This window comes from Pandoraea sp. LA3, from assembly GCF_022696215.1.
Taxonomy (GTDB): domain Bacteria; phylum Pseudomonadota; class Gammaproteobacteria; order Burkholderiales; family Burkholderiaceae; genus Pandoraea; species Pandoraea capi.
In genome coordinates this window covers 37709-58599 of sequence record NZ_PTPY01000032.1, presented here as the reverse complement: position 1 = coordinate 58599, position 20891 = coordinate 37709, and the positions used below count along the sequence as shown (strand labels likewise).

Annotated in this window: 18 protein-coding genes; 10 read left to right on the top strand and 8 right to left on the bottom strand. The window is 64.9% G+C overall.

Annotated features, from left to right (window positions below):
* Window positions 1-36: 36 nt before the first annotated feature.
* Window positions 37-1098 carry a YeiH family protein gene (locus C5N93_RS14015; protein WP_069342216.1) on the bottom strand — a complete coding sequence of 354 codons (1062 nt, stop codon included), beginning with the start codon at window positions 1096-1098 and terminating at the stop codon, window positions 37-39.
* A 244-nt stretch (window positions 1099-1342) separates the two neighbouring features.
* On the opposite strand from C5N93_RS14015, the gene C5N93_RS14010 reads away from it, so the two are divergent.
* Window positions 1343-2014, top strand: coding sequence for a 2-hydroxychromene-2-carboxylate isomerase (locus C5N93_RS14010; protein ID WP_242559738.1), 672 nt, complete (start codon window positions 1343-1345; stop codon window positions 2012-2014).
* A gap of 50 nt (window positions 2015-2064) precedes the next feature.
* On the opposite strand, the gene C5N93_RS14005 is transcribed toward C5N93_RS14010, so the two are convergent.
* From C5N93_RS14005 to C5N93_RS13990, 4 genes are all read right to left on the bottom strand, one after another.
* Window positions 2065-3486, bottom strand: coding sequence for an SGNH/GDSL hydrolase family protein (locus C5N93_RS14005; protein ID WP_242559737.1), 1422 nt, complete (start codon window positions 3484-3486; stop codon window positions 2065-2067).
* A 168-nt stretch (window positions 3487-3654) separates the two neighbouring features.
* Window positions 3655-4275, bottom strand: coding sequence for an OmpA family protein (locus C5N93_RS14000; RefSeq protein WP_347403306.1), 621 nt, complete (start codon window positions 4273-4275; stop codon window positions 3655-3657).
* Window positions 4276-4353: 78 nt separating this feature from the next.
* Entirely contained in the window at window positions 4354-5628 is a 1275-nt protein-coding gene (locus C5N93_RS13995) for a diguanylate cyclase (protein ID WP_242559767.1), read from the bottom strand.
* Window positions 5629-5774: 146 nt separating this feature from the next.
* The gene (locus C5N93_RS13990) at window positions 5775-6305 is read right to left on the bottom strand and encodes a YfiR family protein (protein ID WP_242559736.1); all 531 of its coding nucleotides are present in this window, start codon (window positions 6303-6305) and stop codon (window positions 5775-5777) included.
* Window positions 6306-6801: 496 nt separating this feature from the next.
* Here C5N93_RS13990 and C5N93_RS13985 point away from each other — a divergent pair, with 496 nt between their 5' ends.
* The 5 genes from C5N93_RS13985 (at window position 6802) to C5N93_RS13965 (ending at window position 13673) form a co-directional block, all read left to right on the top strand.
* Window positions 6802-8523: an EAL domain-containing protein gene (locus C5N93_RS13985; RefSeq protein WP_242559735.1), complete on the top strand. Its 1722-nt coding sequence runs from the start codon at window positions 6802-6804 to the stop codon at window positions 8521-8523.
* A 213-nt stretch (window positions 8524-8736) separates the two neighbouring features.
* Complete coding sequence (locus C5N93_RS13980; RefSeq protein ID WP_010805175.1) at window positions 8737-9843, top strand: S-(hydroxymethyl)glutathione dehydrogenase/class III alcohol dehydrogenase; 1107 nt, start codon at window positions 8737-8739, stop codon at window positions 9841-9843.
* Window positions 9844-10012: 169 nt separating this feature from the next.
* A complete protein-coding gene (locus C5N93_RS13975; RefSeq protein ID WP_242559734.1) occupies window positions 10013-10780 on the top strand; it encodes an SH3 domain-containing protein in 768 nt (255 codons plus the stop codon).
* Window positions 10781-11528: 748 nt separating this feature from the next.
* A complete protein-coding gene (locus C5N93_RS13970; protein ID WP_242559733.1) occupies window positions 11529-12941 on the top strand; it encodes an amino acid permease in 1413 nt (470 codons plus the stop codon).
* 273 nt (window positions 12942-13214) lie between these two features.
* Window positions 13215-13673: a cupin domain-containing protein gene (locus tag C5N93_RS13965; RefSeq protein WP_242559732.1), complete on the top strand. Its 459-nt coding sequence runs from the start codon at window positions 13215-13217 to the stop codon at window positions 13671-13673.
* A 90-nt stretch (window positions 13674-13763) separates the two neighbouring features.
* Here the strand turns inward: C5N93_RS13965 and C5N93_RS13960 are convergent, their stop codons facing one another.
* Window positions 13764-14057 (bottom strand): hypothetical protein, encoded by a 294-nt coding sequence (locus C5N93_RS13960; RefSeq protein WP_150719784.1) that lies wholly within the window; start codon window positions 14055-14057, stop codon window positions 13764-13766.
* Window positions 14058-14328: 271 nt separating this feature from the next.
* Between C5N93_RS13960 and C5N93_RS13955 the strand changes: the two genes are divergently transcribed.
* Both C5N93_RS13955 and kefC read left to right on the top strand, forming a co-directional pair.
* Entirely contained in the window at window positions 14329-15069 is a 741-nt protein-coding gene (locus tag C5N93_RS13955) for an NAD(P)H-dependent oxidoreductase (protein WP_242559731.1), read from the top strand.
* Entirely contained in the window at window positions 15069-16997 is a 1929-nt protein-coding gene (kefC, locus tag C5N93_RS13950; protein WP_242559730.1) for a glutathione-regulated potassium-efflux system protein KefC, read from the top strand. Before C5N93_RS13955 ends, kefC begins: the two co-directional genes overlap by 1 nt.
* 92 nt (window positions 16998-17089) lie before the next feature.
* Here the strand turns inward: kefC and C5N93_RS13945 are convergent, their stop codons facing one another.
* On the bottom strand, window positions 17090-17515 hold the full coding sequence (locus C5N93_RS13945; RefSeq protein WP_233327581.1) for a hypothetical protein: 426 nt from the start codon (window positions 17513-17515) through the stop codon (window positions 17090-17092).
* A 255-nt stretch (window positions 17516-17770) separates the two neighbouring features.
* Between C5N93_RS13945 and C5N93_RS13940 the strand changes: the two genes are divergently transcribed.
* Together C5N93_RS13940 and C5N93_RS13935 are read left to right on the top strand one after the other, a co-directional pair.
* Window positions 17771-19093: a TIGR00366 family protein gene (locus tag C5N93_RS13940; RefSeq protein ID WP_069344283.1), complete on the top strand. Its 1323-nt coding sequence runs from the start codon at window positions 17771-17773 to the stop codon at window positions 19091-19093.
* Window positions 19094-19222: 129 nt separating this feature from the next.
* The gene (locus C5N93_RS13935; RefSeq protein ID WP_242559729.1) at window positions 19223-20125 is read left to right on the top strand and encodes a ferritin-like domain-containing protein; all 903 of its coding nucleotides are present in this window, start codon (window positions 19223-19225) and stop codon (window positions 20123-20125) included.
* Window positions 20126-20274: 149 nt separating this feature from the next.
* Here the strand turns inward: C5N93_RS13935 and C5N93_RS13930 are convergent, their stop codons facing one another.
* Window positions 20275-20685, bottom strand: coding sequence for a DUF4148 domain-containing protein (locus C5N93_RS13930; protein ID WP_242559728.1), 411 nt, complete (start codon window positions 20683-20685; stop codon window positions 20275-20277).
* Window positions 20686-20891: the final 206 nt, after the last annotated feature.

Genomic DNA, 20891 nt, shown 5'->3' with positions numbered 1-20891 from the left:
TAAGCCGCAGCAAGCCTGCGCAATATACCTACCGGATCAGAGTTGCCCCATCGTGAGTTGCACCACGAGGCTGCTCACCGATACGGCGGCCCAAACCCCAAGACCGAGCAGGATCGGACGCACCCCCGTCGAGGCCATTCGGCGCAGGTTCGACGACAGGCCGATGGCGGTCAGCGCCACGATGATCAGGAACTCGGCGGCGTCGTGAATCCACGGTTGCAGCGATGCCGGCACGAACCCGGCCGTGCGGATCCCCGAAGCGATCAGAAAGCCGAGGATGAACCACGGGAAGATACGGGCGAGGCTGAAGTTACCGGCACCGGCGCGCTTGGCGCGGTAGGCCACGATGGCCGCGAGCGTCAGGCAGATCGGAATGATCAGCGTGGCACGGGTAAGCTTGACGATGGTGGCATAGTCGCCCGCCGCCTTGCTGTAGCTGTAACCCGCGGCCACCACCGACGACGTATCGTTGATCGCCGTACCCGCCCACATCCCGAAGCCGAGATCCGACAGGTGGAGCGCGTGGCCGAGCACCGGGAACAGCAGCACGGCGGCAATGTTGAACAGGAAGATGGTCGAGATGGCGAACGCCGTTTCGTGGTCGTCCGGCTTGACGATGGGCGTGACCGCAGCGATGGCAGACCCGCCGCAGATCGCCGTGCCCACGCCGATGAGCAGCTTGAGCTTGTCCGGCACGCCCAGCAGACGGCCCAGCCCCCACGCCGACAGGCCGGCAGCGGTGATCGTCACCGCCGTGACGGCGAGCGATTCGAGCCCCGTGTGGGCCACTTGCGACAGGCTCAGACCGAAGCCGAGCGCGATGATCGACCACTGAAGCACGTATTTCGAGGCGAATTTGATGCCGGCCTCGTATCGCGCACCAGGCGAGAACAGATTGCGCACGAGAATGCCGAGCAAAATGCCGAACACCGGGCCGCCGACGAGCGGCATCTGACGACCCAGCAGCAGTGCAACAAAAGCGATGGCGGTCGAAAGGATCAGACCGGCCCACGGGTTGTGCTGATCGGGGACCAGCGTGTCCGGCCGACTGGCGGCAGTGGATCCGGCGGACGAAGCGGTGTGGGTTTTTGTTGTCATTGCAGGCACTCCTTTCGAATGACTGCAAGTCTAAAAACTCCGCTTCAATAATAAAAATCGTTATATCGGATACAGAATATCCATATTTCCGATATTTATAACGACCCGCCGTAATGCCTTGATTTGTATGGCTTTCCCGCCTCCCCTACAGCGTGGCGTCAGCGCCCGTTACACTGTCTCGAGCGCCAGGGCACGACACGACGCCGTGCCGATCAGAAAACCAGACCAAGGAGACCGCGCCCCCATGTCGCAAGCCACGTCTACCGCCGACACCCACGTTCGCCGCGCCCAGTGGTATTTCGATTTCGCTTCCCCCTTCGCGTACCTGCAATTCGAGCGCTTCGACACGCTGCCACGCACGCTGTCCGTCGAACTGAAGCCGATCGTGCTCGGCGCGATCCTCGTGCATCTACAGACGCAGGGGCCGGCGGAGACTCCGCACAAGCGCATCTTCACCTACCGGATGGCGCAATTCCGCGCCGAGCAGGACGGCATTCCCTACAAGATGCCGCCGGTGCACCCGTTCCATCCGATTCGCGTGCTCAGGCTCGCCGTCTCGCTGGGGGCGACGCATGATGTCGTGCGCACGATCTTCCGCTTCATCTGGGCGGAGGGCCGCGATGTCTCCGACGCTCAGGGGTGGGCCGACCTGAGCCAACGGCTCGGACTGTCCGCTGACGAAGCGCTCGCCCGTGCCGAAGCACCGGACGTCAAGACCGGCTTGCGCGAGAACACCGAAGCCGCGATCGCCGCAGGCGTGTTCGGCGTGCCGACGTTTGCGTATGAGGGGGAGTTGTATTGGGGCGACGATGCGACAGCGATGTTCCGTCACTGCCTCGCGCACCCCGAGTGGCTGCAATCGCCGGACGTCAAACGTCTGCAACAGGTGACGGTAGGCGTGCGACGCGAGCGCTGAAGCGCTCGTGCCACGTCAGGCAGACGGTCAGGCTGACGGACGATCCGGCATTATTTGCCGGCGCCCAGCACCAGCGGTAACGGCACGGCCTCAGCCATGGCGGCGTAACCGGCATCGCTCGGATGGGTGCCGTCGCCGCTGTCCAGACGCGGCAGCATGCGCGTCGGCTGCGACGGATCGCGTAGCGCCGCATCGAAGTCGATGACACCGTCGAACCCGCCATTGCCGGCACTGCTACGGACCCAGCGATTGACCGCCTCGCGAACCCCCTCCCGCTCGGGCGGCAATTTGCCAGGCGGAATCGTGGTGCCGAGAATGCGCACGTTGCGCGCATGGGCCGCGGCGATCAGCGACTGATATCCGGCGATCATCTCCGGCGCCGTCACGATCACATGGGGTACGTCGCAATCGAGCCCGGCGTGCGGCGGCACGTAACCGAAATTGATGTCGTTGATGCCGATCTGCACCACGACCGTCTTCACGCCCGGCTGCTCCAGCGCGTCGCGATGAAAGCGGGCCACGAGCCGCTCGCCGTAGCAGGCGGAATCGTGCAGCAGCCGATTGCCGCTAATGCCTAGATTGAGGACGGCCACGTCGCGTCGCCCGGCGGCGGCCAGACGCCGCGCGAGTCCATCGGGCCAGCGACGATTCGCGCCCAGCGTGCTGCGCATGCCGTCGGTAATCGAATCGCCGATGGCGACGATGGCATGCGACGGCATTTCCGGCGTCACACTCAGTCCGGCCAGCCACAACGTATTCGTAAAACGCGTGGGGAAGGCCGACGCCTGTGCGTCATCGACGAAATCCCCCGCGCCGCTCAGAAACGCCGTCTGCTGGGCGATCTTGTGCCACGTCGTGGGGGTTTTCGATTCACGGGTAAAGAGGCTGATCGCCAGCGGCGTACCGGCGCGCACGGCGAACGGCACCGGATCGCTCTCGAGCGATGCGCCCGGCGCAATGCGCGCGACTGGCTGGCCGCCGAACGTCAGACTTCGCAGGCTCGCGGCATCGATGCCAGCGCCGCGCGCCGAGACCGCCAGCGTTGCACGCTCGATGACCAGCGGCTGCGTGCCGAAGGTGTTCGAGAAACGCACGCGCGCTTCGTTACCGGATAGCGTCGGGAAAACGATTTGACGGACGGTGCGCCCGCCGGCGGCCGGGGCACGATTGAACGACGGCGCAGCGGGATGTTGTGCGACTGCCTGCGGCGCCGTCGCCCAGGCACCGACCCGGGCGTTCCCGGCAACCGCAGGCGTCGCCCCATTGGGCGCGCCCTGTGCGAACGCCGACGATGCCGCACCTGCGACCCCGGCAACGGCGCAAGCCGCGACGATATGCGTCAGCGTGGTCATCGTGAAGCGCGCGACGGTGCGCAGCGCAGCATGCCGGGCACGATGCCTTTGCGGCAAGCCCTCGGTAGCGGAAAACCGCTGGAACCGGTGGTTCAGGAACGTCGGGAACATCGAAAGCATCAGGGACAGCGGAGGCGATCCGCGAGTCGGGGCAGCAGCCGCCATTGTGCCTCATTGTGGTCGCTGGCAAGGGCTTACGTTGCCTTTCGGGTCATTCGCGCCGTCCCGGCGGTGTTTTGCTTTATTGCGCGAAACACCGCACGAGGCAGAGGAGACTGCCTGCAATGCCTAGCGCGTCGAAATGACGATGGCGACACGCCGGTTCTGCGCCCGTCCGGCCGGTGTGCCGTTATCGGCCACCGGGTTGCGCTTGCCTGCACCGATCGTCTGAATGCCGGCCCGCTGCATGCCGGCGTCCACCAGCACGCCGGCGACGGCATCGGCACGGCGCGCGGAGAGTTGCTCGTTATAGGTGTCGCTGCCGACCGAGTCGGTGTAACCGTAGACACGCACGGCATCCAGTCCGACTTTCACGAGCGTGTGACCGATGCGCGACACGGTGTCGCGGGCCGTATCGCGCACCACGAACTTGTCCGTGTCGAACAGTACCGTGTCCGAGAGCCCGAACTCCCAGCCTTCGTCCGTCTGCTTGAAGCCTTCGGCCTTGAGCGCGGCGATCTGCTCGGGCGTGAGGCCGTGCACCGGCGCGGTCTGGCAGCCGGCCAGCGCGCCGACGCCGAGCAGGCAGACCAGCAGGAGCATCCGGCGAACGGACGCTTTCAATGATGTCACCGTGCGCGCCAGCGTGGCGGCGAAACCTTCGAATGCTTCGCACCCTTCGTCGAGGCGACGGGCGTGGAGGATGAAAGCGCCAGTCGAAGCGCGTTCACGTGTGTGATGAGTGCTCAAAACCAATCCCCATTGCGGTGTGAAATCCGGTCGTCGTTTCTGGTTGTCGTTTGTTCAGCTTAGGTGTTGCCAGCCGCCTTATCTCTTGGGGCTTTCCGCAACATGCCAGGTGCCCTGGCCGGCACGCTTGGCCTGATACATCGCCGCGTCCGCCGCACGCAACAGCGCGGGCGCGTCGTCGGCATGCGTCGGGTACAACGCGATACCGATGCTCATCGAGGTGACGAGTTCGCCGCCATTGATGCCATCAGGCAGTGCGATCGGTCGTTCCATCGAGGCGAGCAGCGTCTGCGCGAGGCGCACGGCATTGGAGGTCTGACGCACGCCGCGCAGCATCACGGCAAACTCGTCGCCACCGAGACGCGCCACCAGATCCCCCTCACGCAACGGCTGACGCAGCCGCCCCGCGATGGCCACCAGCACGGCGTCGCCGGCGTCGTGTCCGAGCCGGTCGTTGATGTCCTTGAAACGATTGCCGTCGAGATACAGGAGTGCGACGTGGGTGCCCAGCTCCCCCGCCTCTGCGAGCGCCTGCGCCAGACGCGACTCGAAGTACGCGCGGTTCGGCAGGCCCGTCAACGGATCGTGATTCGCCTGATGGGCGAGCGTAGCGTTCTGGGCGCGCAAGTGGTTCTGCCAGCCTTCGAATTCGTCGAGCAGCGCGTTGAAGTCGTCGCCCAGCTCTTTGAGCTCGGCAATCGGCGTGGCGGCCACGCGTTGATGGAACGCTCGTTCCTGACGCACCGCGTGGGCGACCTCCGCCAGCGCGCGCAGGGGTTTGACGATATCGCGGTGCATGCGCTTGGCCAGCAGGTTCGCCACCGCAAACGTCACCAGCAGACAGGCGAGCACGCCGCCGACCCCACTCATCAGAAACACGAAGAACTGGTTGCCCTGCCCCTGCACTTCGATCTGCCCGACGACATTGCCGTCGTGACGAATCGGCAGCGTCACGGGCCCCGGCATCGCGACATCGGCGACGGTACGCTCGATCCGCGACCACGTGCCGCCGTCGGGGCGGCGCCACATGGCGAACTGGACGTTGCGCGCATCGAGCACGCGCACTTGCACCACGTCTTCGTCGTTCGCAATCAGGGCAATGGCTTCCTGCGCAGCCACGCGATCACCGAACACGACGGCGGCTTCGGCCGTGTAGGCGAGCGAGCGTCCAATCAGCAGCAGGTTGTTCTCGGCGTAGGCGCGCAGGGCGATCCAGGCGACGATCGAGAGCGAGAGTGCCGCGAGCACCACGGCGGACACCGCCAGACGCAGGTGCGTGCGCCGCAGCACCCGTTGCAGCGAAGGTCGGCGACGACGCACCGGGGGAGATGCCGCCGATGCCTCGGCGCCCATATTGGGCGCTGCATCAGGTGCGGCGGTCTGCGCCTCATGCGTCGCCGCGCCAAACGCCTTGTCGACGGCACTTTGCGGCGGCATCAATCCGGCAACGGGCGCACCCGGTCCGTTCGGTGGGGGATGGGCTGGGGGGAATTGGGTTGTCATGGTGTCCCCGGCTTTCGTGCCAGCTTCAGCACGTTCGGGTGGACGCGTACGCCGCTGCGCGCGACGGTGTCGAGGTTGATATCGAAGGTCACCCGGTCGGCATCGACGTTCAGGCAGAACATCGTGCCGAGCGTGCAGGAGTCGTTGCGCTCGCTGATCGTGAGCACGGGGTGACCGGCGAGTGCGGCCAGGACCGCACGGCGTTCGGTGTCGCTCACCGCACCGAGATACAACGCATCGCACAACGAACCAATGGCGGGTTCTGCCGCGGACACGCGCTGCACATCGACGGGCGGCGTATTACTTGAAGGTTGCTCGGCAGGCGGTGCGAGCAGGTCGCGCGCGTAGTCGGTGTTGCCGACCACGCACAGGCGCACCTTCGCAGGCGGCGTGGGCCAGCGGGTGAAGCTGACGATACCCAGCACGACCTGTCGCACGTTGGCTTCGCGGGTACCCGCCGGCGAGGGCGCTGCGCCCGCACCGCTACTGGCGGACGTCTGCGCCATCGCGTCGCCAGGCATCAGCATGCACAACATCAGCGAACACAGCATCAGACGCGCGCGCCAATGCAGAACCGCGCGGCGCGCTCGCCGCGGGCCCCGTGTCGTGCCGCTCGTCTTGATCGAGACGCTATGCAATGCCGTCTTTCCTCTTTGCTGAAATGTCCGTTCTTCGCCGGAATCAGGCCGCATGATACCGAAGGGCTCTGCGTCGAGCCAGATACAAGGCCAGATGTAGCCCCGGCTCCAGGGCCGGATGCGGCGCCGGAGCCCTGGCCCCCACGCCGGGCCACAAGTTCACAGCATGCGCGTCCCGGCACATTTTCGAAACCCCTTCCGCCCCCGCGTTTTCCCTTGCACGAAAGGGCTTGCATCGTGGCAGAATGGCGCTCATAACCAATTGAAAATCAAAAGGAATCGAGCCATTCGATCGCTCGATCTTCGAGATAAGAATCGCGACGCCAGGGAGGTGTTGCATGACGTTCCTGAATTCCGGCCGGACCGGCTTTCGGGAGGTGCGGACGTGAACGATCCCGTGCCTCGTCGGGTGCCTGACGTACAAGCCGAATTGAGCCGCGCCGCGCTCGATAGCGCGCCCTATGCCATGTTCGTGTGCACGGACGACGGCATGCTCGAACGCATGAACACGGCATTCACGCGCCTGACCGGTTACCAGCCGGACGACCTGCTGGGCAAGCGCAGCTTCCTCTCGCTGCTCGATCCCTCCGAGCTTGCCCGCCGTCGCCTGCCGGCCCTCGCCAGCCTGTCGGCCATCGAACCGGTACCGTACGACGACGAGTGGCACCTGCTCACCCACATCCGCAGCTGGCTGCCGGTCCGTCTTGCACTCTCGTGCGTCGAGCACGCGCCGGGCGAGCGGCGTTGGGTCGGGATCGTGCTGGATCTCTCGCAACAGGTGCAGGTGGCCTCGCGCCTGTGGTACGTCACGCATCACGACCCGGTCACCAACCTTCCCAACCAGACCTTGCTCAACGAGCGGCTGGAACTGGCGATCCACCGCTGCGCGAATCAGCGGGTCGGGTTGACGGTGATGCTCGTCGAACTCGATCACCTGCGCAAACTGCGCAGCACCTTCGGGCCGCCGACCGCCGAACTGGCCCTGCGCATCGCGGCCGAACGCCTGCGCGAAGCCAGCGGGCCGGAAGACGCGCTCGCCTGTCTCGGCGGCAGCCAGTTCGTCATCGTCACCAACGAGACCGGCGACGGCGCCCGGATGCTCGCCGCGCGCATTCAGGCGCGGCTGGCACAGTGGGTGGACGTCGACGACAACACCGTCGCACTCGACGCGAGCATCGGCGCGGTCAGCTACCCCGATCACGGCAACACGCCCCAGACGCTGTTGCGGCGCGCCCATGTCGCGCTCGGCATCGCCAGCGCCGCCGGTGGCGGCTTGCGCTTCTTCAGCAGCGAGATGGATTCGCAGACACGGCGACGCAACGAGCTGGAGAGCCTGTTGCGCGTGGCCGTGCATGAGCAGGCGCACTCGCAGTTGCATCTCGTCTATCAGCCGCAGGTCACGCTTTCGACCGGCGAGATCCGTAACGCGGAGGCGCTGCTTCGCTGGCGTCACCCGACGCTCGGGGCTGTCGGTCCTGCCGAGTTCGTGCCGATTGCCGAGACCTCGGGGCTGATCCTGCCGCTGGGCGAATGGGTCATGCGCGCGGCCTGTCGCGAGGCGAGTCGGTTGTTGCGGCGCTGCGGCCATTTGCCGCGCGTGTCGGTGAACGTCTCGTCGCAGCAGTTCGCGCGGCAGGATGTCGTGGGGATGGTCGAGCGCGCACTGAACGTCAATGCGCTGGAGCCGCGCTATCTCGAGATCGAAATTACGGAAACGGTGCTGCTGGGCGACTCCAGCGCCGCCATCGGATGCCTGCGTTCGCTGCACGATATGGGCGTGGAGATCGCCGTGGACGACTTCGGCACCGGCTATGCCAGCCTCGCGTATCTCACGCGCTTTCCCGTGCATCGCCTGAAGATCGACCAGAGCTTCGTGCGCGACATGCTCACGCATGCGCCGAGCCATGCCATCGTGAGCGCCGTCATCGCCATGGCCCACTCGCTCGGCTTACGGGTGACGGCCGAGGGCGTGGAGACGCAGGCGCAGGCGCAGCGGCTCACCGAACTGGGCTGCGACGAGGCGCAGGGCTACTGGTTCGCCCGCCCCGTCGACGCGCAGGGCTTTTATCACATCGTTGCGCCCCTAGGCAGCGGCGCTCGCCGGTGACAGTGTCCGCTCATGCAGCGGCGCACGTCGCTGACGTCGTTTGATAAAGCAGTGGCGCCCCGCCGCTGACGCCCCGCCACCCCGGCGAATCATGTATCCGGTGCCGCCTTTTTTGTCGACATGGCGTGTCAAGACTCGCGCGTGACTTTAGAACGCGGTATGGTACGTCGCGAAGGGATTCCCCCGAACGACGTAGCAACGAGGAACATCGCCATGAAAACCAAAGCCGCCATTGCCTGGGAAGCGGGCAAACCCCTGACCATCGAAGAAGTCGATCTGGAAGGGCCGCGTGCCGGCGAGGTGCTGATCGAGGTCAAGGCCACCGGCATCTGCCATACGGACTACTACACACTCTCGGGCGCCGATCCGGAAGGCATCTTCCCCGCCATCCTCGGCCATGAAGGCGCGGGCGTGATCGTCGACGTCGGTCCGGGCGTCACCACGCTCAAGAAAGACGACCACGTCATTCCGCTGTACACGCCTGAGTGTCGTCAGTGCAAGTTCTGCCTGTCGCGCAAGACCAACCTGTGTCAGGCGATCCGCAGCACGCAGGGCCGCGGCCTGATGCCGGACGCCACGTCGCGCTTCTCGCTCGACGGCAAGCCCATCTTCCACTACATGGGCACGTCCACCTTCTCGAACTACATCGTCGTGCCGGAAATCGCCGTGGCGAAGGTCCGCTCCGACGCGCCGTTCGACAAGGTCTGCTATATCGGCTGCGGCGTGACGACCGGTGTCGGTGCCGTCGTGTACTCGGCGAAAGTCGAAGCGGGCGCGAACGTCGTCGTCTTCGGTCTGGGCGGTATCGGCCTGAACGTCATTCAGGGCGCGAAGATGGTCGGCGCCGACAAGATCATCGGCGTCGATATCAACCCGGGTCGCGTCGAACTCGCGAAGAAATTCGGCATGACGCACTTCATCAACCCGAAGGAGGTCGAGAACGTCGTCGACACCATCGTGCAGTTGACCGACGGCGGCGCGGACTACTCGTTCGAGTGCATCGGCAACGTGACGACCATGCGTCAGGCGCTGGAGTGCTGCCACAAGGGCTGGGGCCAGTCGTTCATCATCGGCGTGGCGGCTGCCGGTCAGGAAATCAGCACGCGTCCGTTCCAGCTGGTCACGGGTCGCGAGTGGAAGGGCTCCGCCTTCGGTGGCGCGCGTGGCCGGACCGACGTGCCGAAGATCGTCGACTGGTACATGGAAGGCAAGATCAACATCGACGATCTCATCACGCACACGCTGCGCCTCGATCAGATCAACGAAGGTTTCGATCTGATGAAGCGCGGCGAGTCCATCCGTTCGGTCGTGCTGTACTGAGGCTTTCGCCTGTGGTTCTGAGCGTGGGATCGGGTTGTCGATGCTGTAACACGCGGGAATATGGCAGCAACGTTTCGTTACGTGTTACAGCAAACCAACCGGCGCCACGACCGGTCGAACCGGCATGCAGAGGTTTGGGGCTGCACCTCGTCACCACAGGGAGAAGACCATGAACCAACGAACCTTGCCGCTCATTCTGGCGGGGACTGCCGTGCTGACCACGCTCGCGGCCCTGCCCGAAGTCGCGTCGGCGCAGTCGGGGCAAGCCGTCATCAACTCGACGGCCAATGTACGGGCGGGTCCGGCCTCCGATTACCCGATCGTCGCACAGGCGGCGCCCGGCATGCCGGTAACGGTCTACGGCTGCATCGCAGGCTATTCATGGTGCGACATCGGCCTGCCGGGCGCACGCGGATGGATCTATGGCGCGCTGCTCAGCTATCCCTATCAGGGCAATCCGGTGCCCGTGCTCAATTACGGGACGATGATCGGCTTGCCGATCATCACCTTCTCCATCGGCAATTACTGGGGCAACTATTACCGTAACCGTCCCTGGTACAACGACCAGCGGTATTGGCATCGTCCGCCGCCGGGTCCTCGCCCGCCGCATTGGGGCCCGGGTCCGGGACCGAGGCCACCGGGCGGTCACTATCCGGGGCCGGGACCGCGACCGCCGGGTGGTCACTATCCGGGACCGGGACCGAGGCCGCCGGGGCACGGCGCTGGGCCGGGTCCGCGCCCCCCGGGACATGGCGCCGGACCGGGTCCGGGCCCGAAGCCGCCGGGGCATGGGGGTCCGGGGGGACGTCCGCCGGGTGGAGGCGACGGGCACGGGGGTGGTCATGGCGGAGGTCATGGCGGGGGGCATGGCGGGGGTCATGGCGGGGGTCGTCCGCCGGGCGGTGGCCCGGGGGGTCCTGGAGGACCGAATCGCTGACATCGCAGAGGGTTTTCATTCGGGCAATGGTGTGGCGGGGTTATCGGTGCCGTGACGGAGCGACTTTCAGGTGGAGCGTAGTCAGGGCATCGGTAACCCCGCTGCCCGGAAGTCAGACAGAACGAAGCGGCAATCCCGGGATGTGGTGTGAATTAAGTTGATTTGAGTTGAGCCAAGCCCCAATATCCGCCCCTAATTCAGCACCCCCTGCACCCACTTCGCAAAAAACGCTTAAAATGTGAGCAATTCCGGCCAGGCGGAGGTGCCGAACTGGCGCTGATGGCCGGACCGCAGGACAGCGAGCCCTTGCACACATGACGTCGAACGACGTCGCCGTGCACCAACGTAGCAGACCCTTCAGCAGACCTATCTCCGGTGTGCCGCCGTGATGCCGAGCCATCGCGACGGTCACGGCAGTCCGGCAGGATCCTCAGTAAGTCTCGATCGTGTTCGTCCCGCTTCGATGCGCCCAACGGCGCGTCGTGGCATGCCTATCGCCCTGCCGCATCCGGCGCGTGCCATCCACGCTCGCCGGTGGCGGCCGATTTGCCCGGCTTCGCGCGGGGGCAGCGTTAGCGCATCGACGTGGTTCGTCAAACCCTGCGGGTGTCCGCCACGCATGGGGGACGAGCGGCCACAAGCCCGGGGCGCCCTTGCAGCCAGGTCGCGGGACACGTCTCCCGTGGATTCCCCGATGGCGCGTGACGCGCAGGCCAGGGGCACACGTTGCAGGAACCTTTTGCAGGCAATGAGTCTTTTTCGAACCAAAAACATCGAGAACATGCTGGCGGCTGGCCGCAGTGGCAGTCTCAAGAAAGTGCTGGGCCCGGTCGACCTCGTGCTAATGGGCATCGGCGCCATCATCGGCACCGGCATCTTCGTTCTCACCGGCACCGGCGCCTTGACGGCCGGTCCGGCGCTCACGCTCTCCTTCATCATCGCGGCCATGGCCTGCGGCTTTGCCGCGCTGTGCTACGCCGAGTTCGCGTCCACCATCCCCGTCTCCGGCTCCATCTACACCTACAGCTATGCCACGCTCGGCGAAATCGTCGCGTGGATCATCGGCTGGGATCTGATGCTCGAATACGGGCTGGCGTCGTCCGCCGTGTCCGTCGGCTGGTCCGGGTACTTCCAGTCGCTCGCCGCCGGCTTCGGTCTGCACCTGCCCGCGGCCATCACCGCAGCCCCCGGCAGCGTGCCGGGCGTGACGACCTTCGTCAACCTGCCGGCCGTCGTCATCATGCTGCTCATTACGTGGGTGCTGTCGTACGGCGTGCGCGAGTCCGCGCGCATCAACAACCTGATGGTCGCCATCAAGATCGGCGTCGTGCTGCTGTTCATCGCCGTCGGCGTCTGGCACGTCAAACCCGCCAACTGGACGCCGTTCATGCCCTTCGGCACCAGCGGCATGTTCAATGCAGCAGCGCTCGTCTTCTTCGCATTCATCGGCTTCGACGCCGTGACGTCCGCCGCCGAAGAAGTCCGCAATCCGGGACGCGATCTGCCCATCGGCATCATCGGTTCGCTCATCGTGTGCACGCTGCTGTACGTGGCCGTGGCCGCCATCATGACCGGCATCGTGCCGTTTGCGCAATTCGCCGGTGTGGATCACCCCGTCTCGCTCGCGCTGCAATACGCCGGGCAGAACTGGGTCGCAGGGTTCGTCGATCTCGGCGGCGCCATTCTCGGCATGACCACCGTCATCCTCGTGATGACCTACGGCCAGACCCGCATCACTTACGCCATGTCGCGTGACGGTCTGCTGCCGCCGCTGCTCTCGCGCATCCATCCGACGCACAAGACGCCGTTCGCGGGCACCTGGATCATCGGCGTGGTGTTCGCCGTCATCGCAGGTTTCGTGCCGCTGGGCGTGCTCGCCGAGCTGATCAACATCGGCACGCTGTCGGCGTTCGCGCTCGTGTCCGTCGCGGTACTCGTGCTGCGCCGCACGCGCCCCGACCTGCCGCGTGCGTTCCGCGTGCCGGGCGCACCGGTCGTGCCGCTGATTTCCGCCGGGCTGTGCCTGTTCCTGATGGCGCATCTGCAAGCCGCCACATGGATCGCCTTCGTGGTGTGGCTCGCCATCGGCATGGTGATCTACTTCACCTACGCGCGCCGCAACGCGCTGCTGCACAAGCACGGCGACACGCCACAGGTCTGATCTTCCGGACACGGGGCAAACCGACTAGCCCACCCGCACTCACTCGCGCCCCGGCGCGAGTGCGCGTATAGTCCGGTTCAGGAAACGCAGGGCCCGGAGAACACACGATGTTCTCCGGGCCCTTTGCCCATCCGCCGCATCATCTGTATCGCCAACACCCTTTGCATCACTCGCATCAAGCACCACGCATCACGTATTCCGCATCACGCAAATCGTTCGTCCGAGCTTCCGTTTGTCGTCGTCTCACTACGTCTTTGCCGAGGAAATAAGAACATGCGCCGTTATGTCCTGCTTGCCGCCGTACCCGCCGCCTTCGCTGCCGGCATTATTGCTCCCCATCTCGTGCCCAGCGCCATGGCGCAGGCCGCCCCGCTCACCCCGCAGATCATCGACGTCGGCGCCATGACCGACGAGCAGATCGGCAAGCTCGTGCCGAACGTGGGCACGCTGCGCAGCCGCACGCTGGTCGCGACACAGAACGGCACCGTCGCCGTGCAGAGCGGCAACGTGCCGCGCCACACCCATCAGGATGCCGATGAAATTCAGTATGTGATTTCCGGCAGCGGCACCTTCTGGCTGGGCGACCAGCAACGCGAAGTGCATCCGGGCGATCTGATCATCATTCCGCGCGGCACCGTGCACGCCGGGTCGCAGAACACCAGCGGTGAATTCAAGGTGCTCGCGATCAAGCTGCCGCCGCAAGCGCCGAACGATATCCAGTTCGTGAAGTGACGGACATGCCGGGATAGCCAGTCATGGCGGGCGCACGTCCCGCCATGCGGCCTATGTGGACATTGGTGAATCGGTAGACGTGGACCGCCGTCAGCCGAAATTGCGGTTCAGCCAGACTGCGCCGTAACCGAGCGCGAACATCGTCAGCAGCAGCGGCACCGAGATGCGGATGATCTGGATGACGAGCGGACGCGGCGGCAGGTCTTCGTCCTGCGGCGCACGCGCAGCCTCATGCAACGCCCCTGTGCACAGCGCCGCCGCCACCGCGCTGGCGAACACCCAGAACGTCTGGTTGTAGAGCAGCGCAACGAGCAGCAACGTGAGCGCCACGTTGCGTCCGTGATAGATCAGATTGACGGTATTGCGAAAGGCTTGCGGCGACATGTCGGAAAAGCACTGACGTGTGCATGGAGGCACCGCCTGCGCGAAAGGTCTTGTTATTTGTCTTTTGACCGGCAACACGCCTCACGGCGCATCGCGGCCCTCGAAAGCTGAGCAAAGCTTATCCACACTTAACGGCTTTTGCCACCGGAGTCTTTAACGTCCTGCATGACGTCCTGCATAACGTGCCGCGTTGAACAGGCCGTTGCACGGTACCGTCCACGCCACCACGCCCCGACGCCCGGCGTCATATGAATGGGGTATCCTCCCCCGCATGACAGCCCCCGCCTCTACCCGTATCCAGCACGCCGCGCCGGACACCCCCGACGGTGCGCCACAGCGCGCCGTCTATGTCATCGTGGCGCATCCGCGCTGGCGCGATTCACGCGTCAACCGGCGCCTGCTCGAAGCCGCGCGCGGCATCGACGGCGTCGACGTCAATGACCTTTACTCGACCTATCCCGACTTCAGTATCGACGTGGCCACCGAGCAGCAACGTGTCGCGCGCGCCGACCTGATCGTGCTCGTCCATCCGATCTACTGGTACAGCATGCCGCCGCTGCAAAAGCTCTGGTTCGACGAAGTGCTGTCGTGGGGCTGGGCCTATGGTCAGGACGGACACGCACTCGCGAACAAGGATCTCTGGCTGGTCGCCAGCACCGGCGGGCCGCTGGAGAGCTATCGTCCCGAGGGCTACAACCAGCACGAGTTCGCCGCGTTCCTGCCCGGCTACGAACAGACAGCACACCTGTGCGGCATGCGCTTCCTGCCGCCGCACGTGCTCTACGGCGCGCGACGCTGCGACGCCGCCGCCCTCGACGCCCACGTCGGCGAATTCGCCGGGCGTCTGGCCACGTACCCGCAATGGCCGGAATTGATCTCGATGGCCGACGCGCCGGAGTGTCAGGCGATCCCATCGACCGACCGTCCGCGCTGTGCGACAGGCGACATCTCCGAGGCCCCCGCCAACGCCGGCGACGCAGGCATCGACACCACCGCCGGGAGGGCCGTCTGATGGAACATGTCCCGTCGTGGCTACTCGCCAGTCTGATTTATCTGGCAGCCGCCGTCATCGTCGTGCCGCTCTCGCGCGCACTGGGTCTCGGCGCGATCATCGGCTACCTCGCGGCCGGCATTGCGATCGGCCCGTGGGGTCTCGGTCTCGTCTCCCGCGTGGAAGACGTGCTGCACTTCGCCGAGTTCGGCGTCGTGCTCATGCTGTTTCTCGTCGGCCTCGAACTGGAGCCGCGACGGCTATGGAGTTTGCGACGACCGATCTTCGGCTGGGGCTCGGCGCAGGTCATCGGCTGCGCGGTGCTCCTCTTCGCCGCCGGCGTGGCACTCGGCGCGCCGTGGCGCATCGCCCTCGTCGCGGCGCTGGGTCTGGCGCTGTCGTCCACCGCCATTGCCTTGCAGGTGATGGCCGAGCGCAACATGCTCGCCACCGCGAGCGGTCAGGCCGGTTTCTCGATCCTGCTGTTTCAGGACGTCGCGGCCATTCCGATTCTCGCGTTGCTGCCGCTGCTCGCAAACTCGTTCGACAGCCACACGATGACGGGCACGACGCGCGCGCTCGAAGCGTTGAAGATCGTCGGCGTGATCGCGGCCATCATCCTCGGCGGCCGACTCGCGTTGCGCCCGCTGCTGCGCTGGATCGCCAACAGCAAGACGCCGGAAATCTTCACGGCGGCGTCGCTGCTGCTCGTCGTGTCGATTGCGACGTTGATGCAACTGGTCGGTCTGTCGATGGCGCTCGGCGCATTCCTCGCGGGCGTGCTGCTCGCCGAGAGCGAATACCGTCGCGAACTCGAAACCGACATCGAACCGTTCAAGGGTTTGCTGCTCGGCCTGTTCTTCATCGCCGTGGGCATGAGCATCGATTTCGGCGTGCTGCTCGCACAACCACTGCGCATGCTCGCAGTCGTGGTCGGCTTCATGGCGCTCAAGGGGCTGGCAATCTACAGCCTGTCGCGGTTGATGCAACTGCCCTATCAGGAGCGGCCCATCTTCACGCTGCTGCTCGCGCAAGGCGGCGAATTCGCTTTCGTGGTGTTCCAGTCGGCAGGCCCGCAAGTGTTGCCGCCGGCGGTGTCGTCATTCCTGATCGGTGCGGTGGCGCTGTCGATGCTGCTCTCGCCGCTGCTGCTCGTGGCCATCGACAAGTGGCTGCTGCCGCGCTACAGCGTGAAGGGATCACCGCGCATGGAGGAGATATCCGAGCCGCAGTCGGCGAATGTGGTGATCTGCGGCTTCGGCCGTTACGGACAGATCGTCGGCCGTGCGCTCGTGCCGCAAGGGGTGTCGGTCACGGTGCTCGACCATGACCCCGATACCATCGAGAGCCTGCGTCAGTTCGGTTTTCGTGTGTTCTACGGGGACGCGACGCGTCTGGACTTGCTGCGCATCGCCGGCGTGGCGAATGCGCGGGCGGTGGTCGTCGCCGTGGACGACATCGATCAGTCGCTGGAAATCGTCGATCTGATGCGCGAGCACTTCCCCGACGTGCCGGTCGTGGCCAGAGCGCGCAACGTCGGACACTTGTTCCAGTTGCGCGACCGCGGCGTGCAGCACGTCGAGCGCGAACTCTTCGACGCCTCGCTGCGCAGCGCGCGCTCGGTGCTCGAAACGCTCGGGTGGCCGGCTGCCGAAGCCCGCGAGGCGACCATGGCGTTCAGACGCGCCAATGTGCAGTTGACGGACGAAATGTATCCCTCCTACCAGGATCGCAACAAGATGATCGCCACCGCGAAGGAAGGGCGTCGTCAGTTCGAGGAGCAGATGGCGCGCGAGCGTGCCACGCGCCGGGCACAGCATCAGGTCACCTTCGGCTGGGATGGCGACCGTGCGCCCGACAAGACACCTGCGCCTGCCGACGCCGACCCAGCGGCAGCGCAAGCGCAGACAGATCAGCACAACGGCGCGGCGCACGAGCCCCGCCCCTGAGCGTCAGACAGGCATCGACGTTCCCTATCGCGCCGATAGGGAACGCTTCCCTCATGCCAACGGTGTATGCGGATCGTGCGATCCGTGCGTGATCAGTCGAACGGCTTGAAATGGCCGTCGGCCGGCACACGGGCATCGGCGCGCAGACGCGTCTCTGCGTCCACACCGGCCAGACCGCGATAGTAGAGATGCACGGCAATGGCTGCCGAATACCGGCGGATTTCGACGAGCGTGAGATGCGCATGCTCGGCCGACGTGAACATCAGATACGGCGATTCTTCTTCGATCAGCCCGGCGACCTGATGCAGGCCGTGACGGTGCAGCACTTCCGTGAGTTCGTCGCGGCTGCGGTGCGTATTCGCATCGGTGGCCGGGTACATCATGCGAAGCAATGCGAGCGGATGATCGGCGACCGCGAGCGAGAGTGCCTGTACGACAGCATGACTGTCGAGCGCCGTAGCCACGGCTTCACCTTCGGGACGATGCTGCGGAAAAAGTTGCTCAAGGGTCAGCGACATGATGAGTCCATTGCAGAGTAGCTGCAAAAACTGCGGCAGCGGTTCTACAGTCTAGTCACGTCTGCGCACGCGATATAGCGCGTCGCGCGAATACCTGCGTTGCACGCGCCGCAACAATTACCAAATATTTCAAACGCCTCTCGCTTCCTGCCACAACTTCCGACGCATTGCCATTACGCAGTTTTACGTCATGCCCGCACGACTGTGCGATGACACAATGCATCGATTAATAAGTTAACAATGGAAGAGACAGTCGTGGTTAAAAGTATTTCCCGTTTTTTCACGCAGGTCGTGCACCGCTTTTTGCCCGACCCGCTCATCTTCGCCATCTTCCTGACGGTCATTACCTTTGCACTGGCGCTGGGCTTCACGCCCAAGACGCCGGGCGATCTCGTGCTGCTCTGGGGGTCGGGCTTCTGGAATCTGCTGGCGTTCTCGATGCAGATGGCGATGATTCTCGTGACGGGGCACGCCCTCGCCAGCTCCGGGCCGATGAAGCGTGCGATGGCCGCACTTGCCGGTGCCGCACGCTCCCCGGCGCAAGCCACGATGATGGTCGCGTTGCTCGCCGGTGTGGCCTGCGCGATCAACTGGGGCTTCGGTCTCGTGCTCGGCGCGATGTTCGCGCGTGAAGTCGCACGCCGCGTGAAGGGCACCGACTATCGTCTGCTCGTCGCCTGCGCGTACATGGGCTTTCTGACGTGGCACGGCGGCTTGTCCGGCTCGGTGCCGCTCGTCGCGGCCACGCACGGCAATCCGATGGAAAAGGTCGTCGGCCTGATCCCCGTCTCGCAGACGCTGTTTACCGGCTACAACGCTTTCATCACGGTGGGCCTGATCGTGATGTTGCCATTGCTCGCCCGCGCGATGATGCCGCGTCCGAACGAAGTGGTGACGGTCGATCCGAAGCTGCTCGTCGACGAACCGACGCATGAGCGCGTGCTCGGGCCGAACGCGACGTTCGCCGAGAAACTCGAAGAAAGCCGTCTGCTGTCGTTGCTGGTGTTCGCGCTGATCGCAGGCTTTCTCGTGTTGCGCACCGTCACGAAGGGCTTCACGCTCGACATCGATACCGTGAACATTGCGTTCCTCGGCATCGGCATTTTGCTGCATCGCACGCCGATGGCCTATGCCCGGGCCATCGCGAATGCCGCTCGTGGCGCGTCGAGCATCATGATCCAGTTTCCGTTCTACGCCGGTATTCAGGCGACGATGGATCACTCGGGGCTCGCCGGCGTCATCACGAACTGGTTCATCGAAATCGCCAACGCGCACACGTTCCCGCTGCTCGCCTTCCTCAGCTCGGCCGTGATCAACTTCGCGGTGCCGTCGGGCGGCGGTCACTGGGTCGTGCAGGGGCCGTTCGTCATGCCCGCCGCGCAGGCGCTGCACGCCGACCTTGGCAAGGCGGCCATGGCCATCGCTTACGGCGAAGCCTGGACCAACATGGCACAGCCGTTCTGGGCGCTGCCCGCCCTCGCGATTGCCGGGCTCGGCGTGCGCGACATCATGGGGTATTGCGTGACGGCGCTGCTGTTCTCCGGCGTCATCTTCGTCGCCGGGATGTATTTGTTCTGACGTTTCGCCCCTCGCGCGCCATGCAGGCAGACCGGACATTCGCCGGTCTGCACGGCGCGCGCGCAACGCCAATGGTATGATTTTTGCCGACGACGACATGACTCATACCGTATGCGATATCCCGATCAGATGTCCGACACGCTAGCGGCAGCCGTTGCGCAGGCCGACCATGTCATGCGCCATTGGCAATACGATGTCGATGGCCCCGTGAAAATTGGTTCGGACTCCCACAAACGCATGTTCTGCCGCATGCTGCTGGAGTCGCACAATCCCTACAAGCCGTCCGTCATCGAGTGGCCGACGCTGCCGCCCGATGCCCTCAAGCGTCTAACCGCACTGCCCATCTGGGACATTGCCGTGCAGACGGAAGGCCGTGCGTCCATTCGCGTGGCCACGTACGCCGCCACGATTCACGACCCGCTGCTGCGTGAAGCGCTCGTCATGGACGGCAACGAAGAAGCCCGCCACAAGGTCGTGCTCTCGAAGCTGGTGGAGGCCTACGGCATCGAACTCGCCGAGGAGCCCCCTTACCCGCCGCCCAAGGACGCCGAATGGGCGTGGATGAAAACGGGCTTCAGCGAATGCATCGACAGCTTTGTCGCCTTCGGTCTGTTCCGTTCGGCGCAGCGCTCGGGCTATTTCCCCGAGGCGCTGGTGGAAACGTTCGAGCCGGTGATTCAGGAAGAAGCGCGCCACATCCTGTTCTTCGCGAACTGGGTCGCGTGGTACCGGCGCACGCTGCCGTTCTGGAAACGTCCGTGGTTCTATGCGCGCGTGGCGGCCGTGTGGGTCACGCTGATCTGGGATCGCATGGCGATCGCGCGTGGCATCGACACCGACGGCGTGGCGCGCGACGCCAACTTTCCGGCGACCGGCACCGCCGACATCGGCGAGTCGCTCAAGCCGCGCGACCTGATTCTGCTCTGTCTCGAAGAGGACGCACGGCGCATGGACGGCTACGACAAGCGGCTGTTGCGCCCGACGTTCGTGCCGAGACTCGCCCGCATCGCGCTGCGCTTCATGAAGGCATGACGAGCAACGTCGTCGTCGCGCAAACGTGACGACACATGACGACAAACGAAAAAGCCGCCCCGGGGTTTCGCACCCGGGGCGGCTTTTTCTATCTTGCTACAACGACTTGTACTGCGACGGTGGCGACGATGTCGTCAGCCGTGTGGCGATCAGCTGCCCTGGAATTCGTCGAGTTGACCGGCAGCGCGAGCGCGGGCCAGTTCTTGCTTGACGTCGGCGCGCGACACGTTCGAGCTTTGCGCCACGGCGGCAACCGGGTAGTCGGTGTCGTTTTCGGCCAGCAGACCTTCAGCACGTGCCTGAGCCAGTTCCGTCTTCACTTCGACGCGGGTCTTGCTCGCACCCGAGGCGACGTACACCGGATAGTCGGCATCCCCTTGGGGGATCAGGCCGTTGGCGCGGGCCTGGGCCAGATCGGCCAGCACGGCAGCACGCGTGAGCGGTTGGCCTTGCGAGGCGACGTCGGGGTAGTTGTTAGCGTTTTCGGCAGCGTTGCTGGCAACAGCACCCAGCGAGGCAACAGCAGCGATAAGGGCGATAGCGATGTTCTTGCGGTTCATTTTGATAACTCCTGTCAGTTGCGACGACTTTGTTTTGAATTGCGCCGTCGATGGAAGGAAGTCTAGAACTCGCCATCGCGATGAAAAACGCGATATTTGTCGACGAACTATTGTGTGTTTTGATGAGAATCGAATGCACAACATTGGTGCGATCAAAATGCAAAACGCCGCAGTGACCGGAAAGACCGGCGAACTGCGGCGTCTGA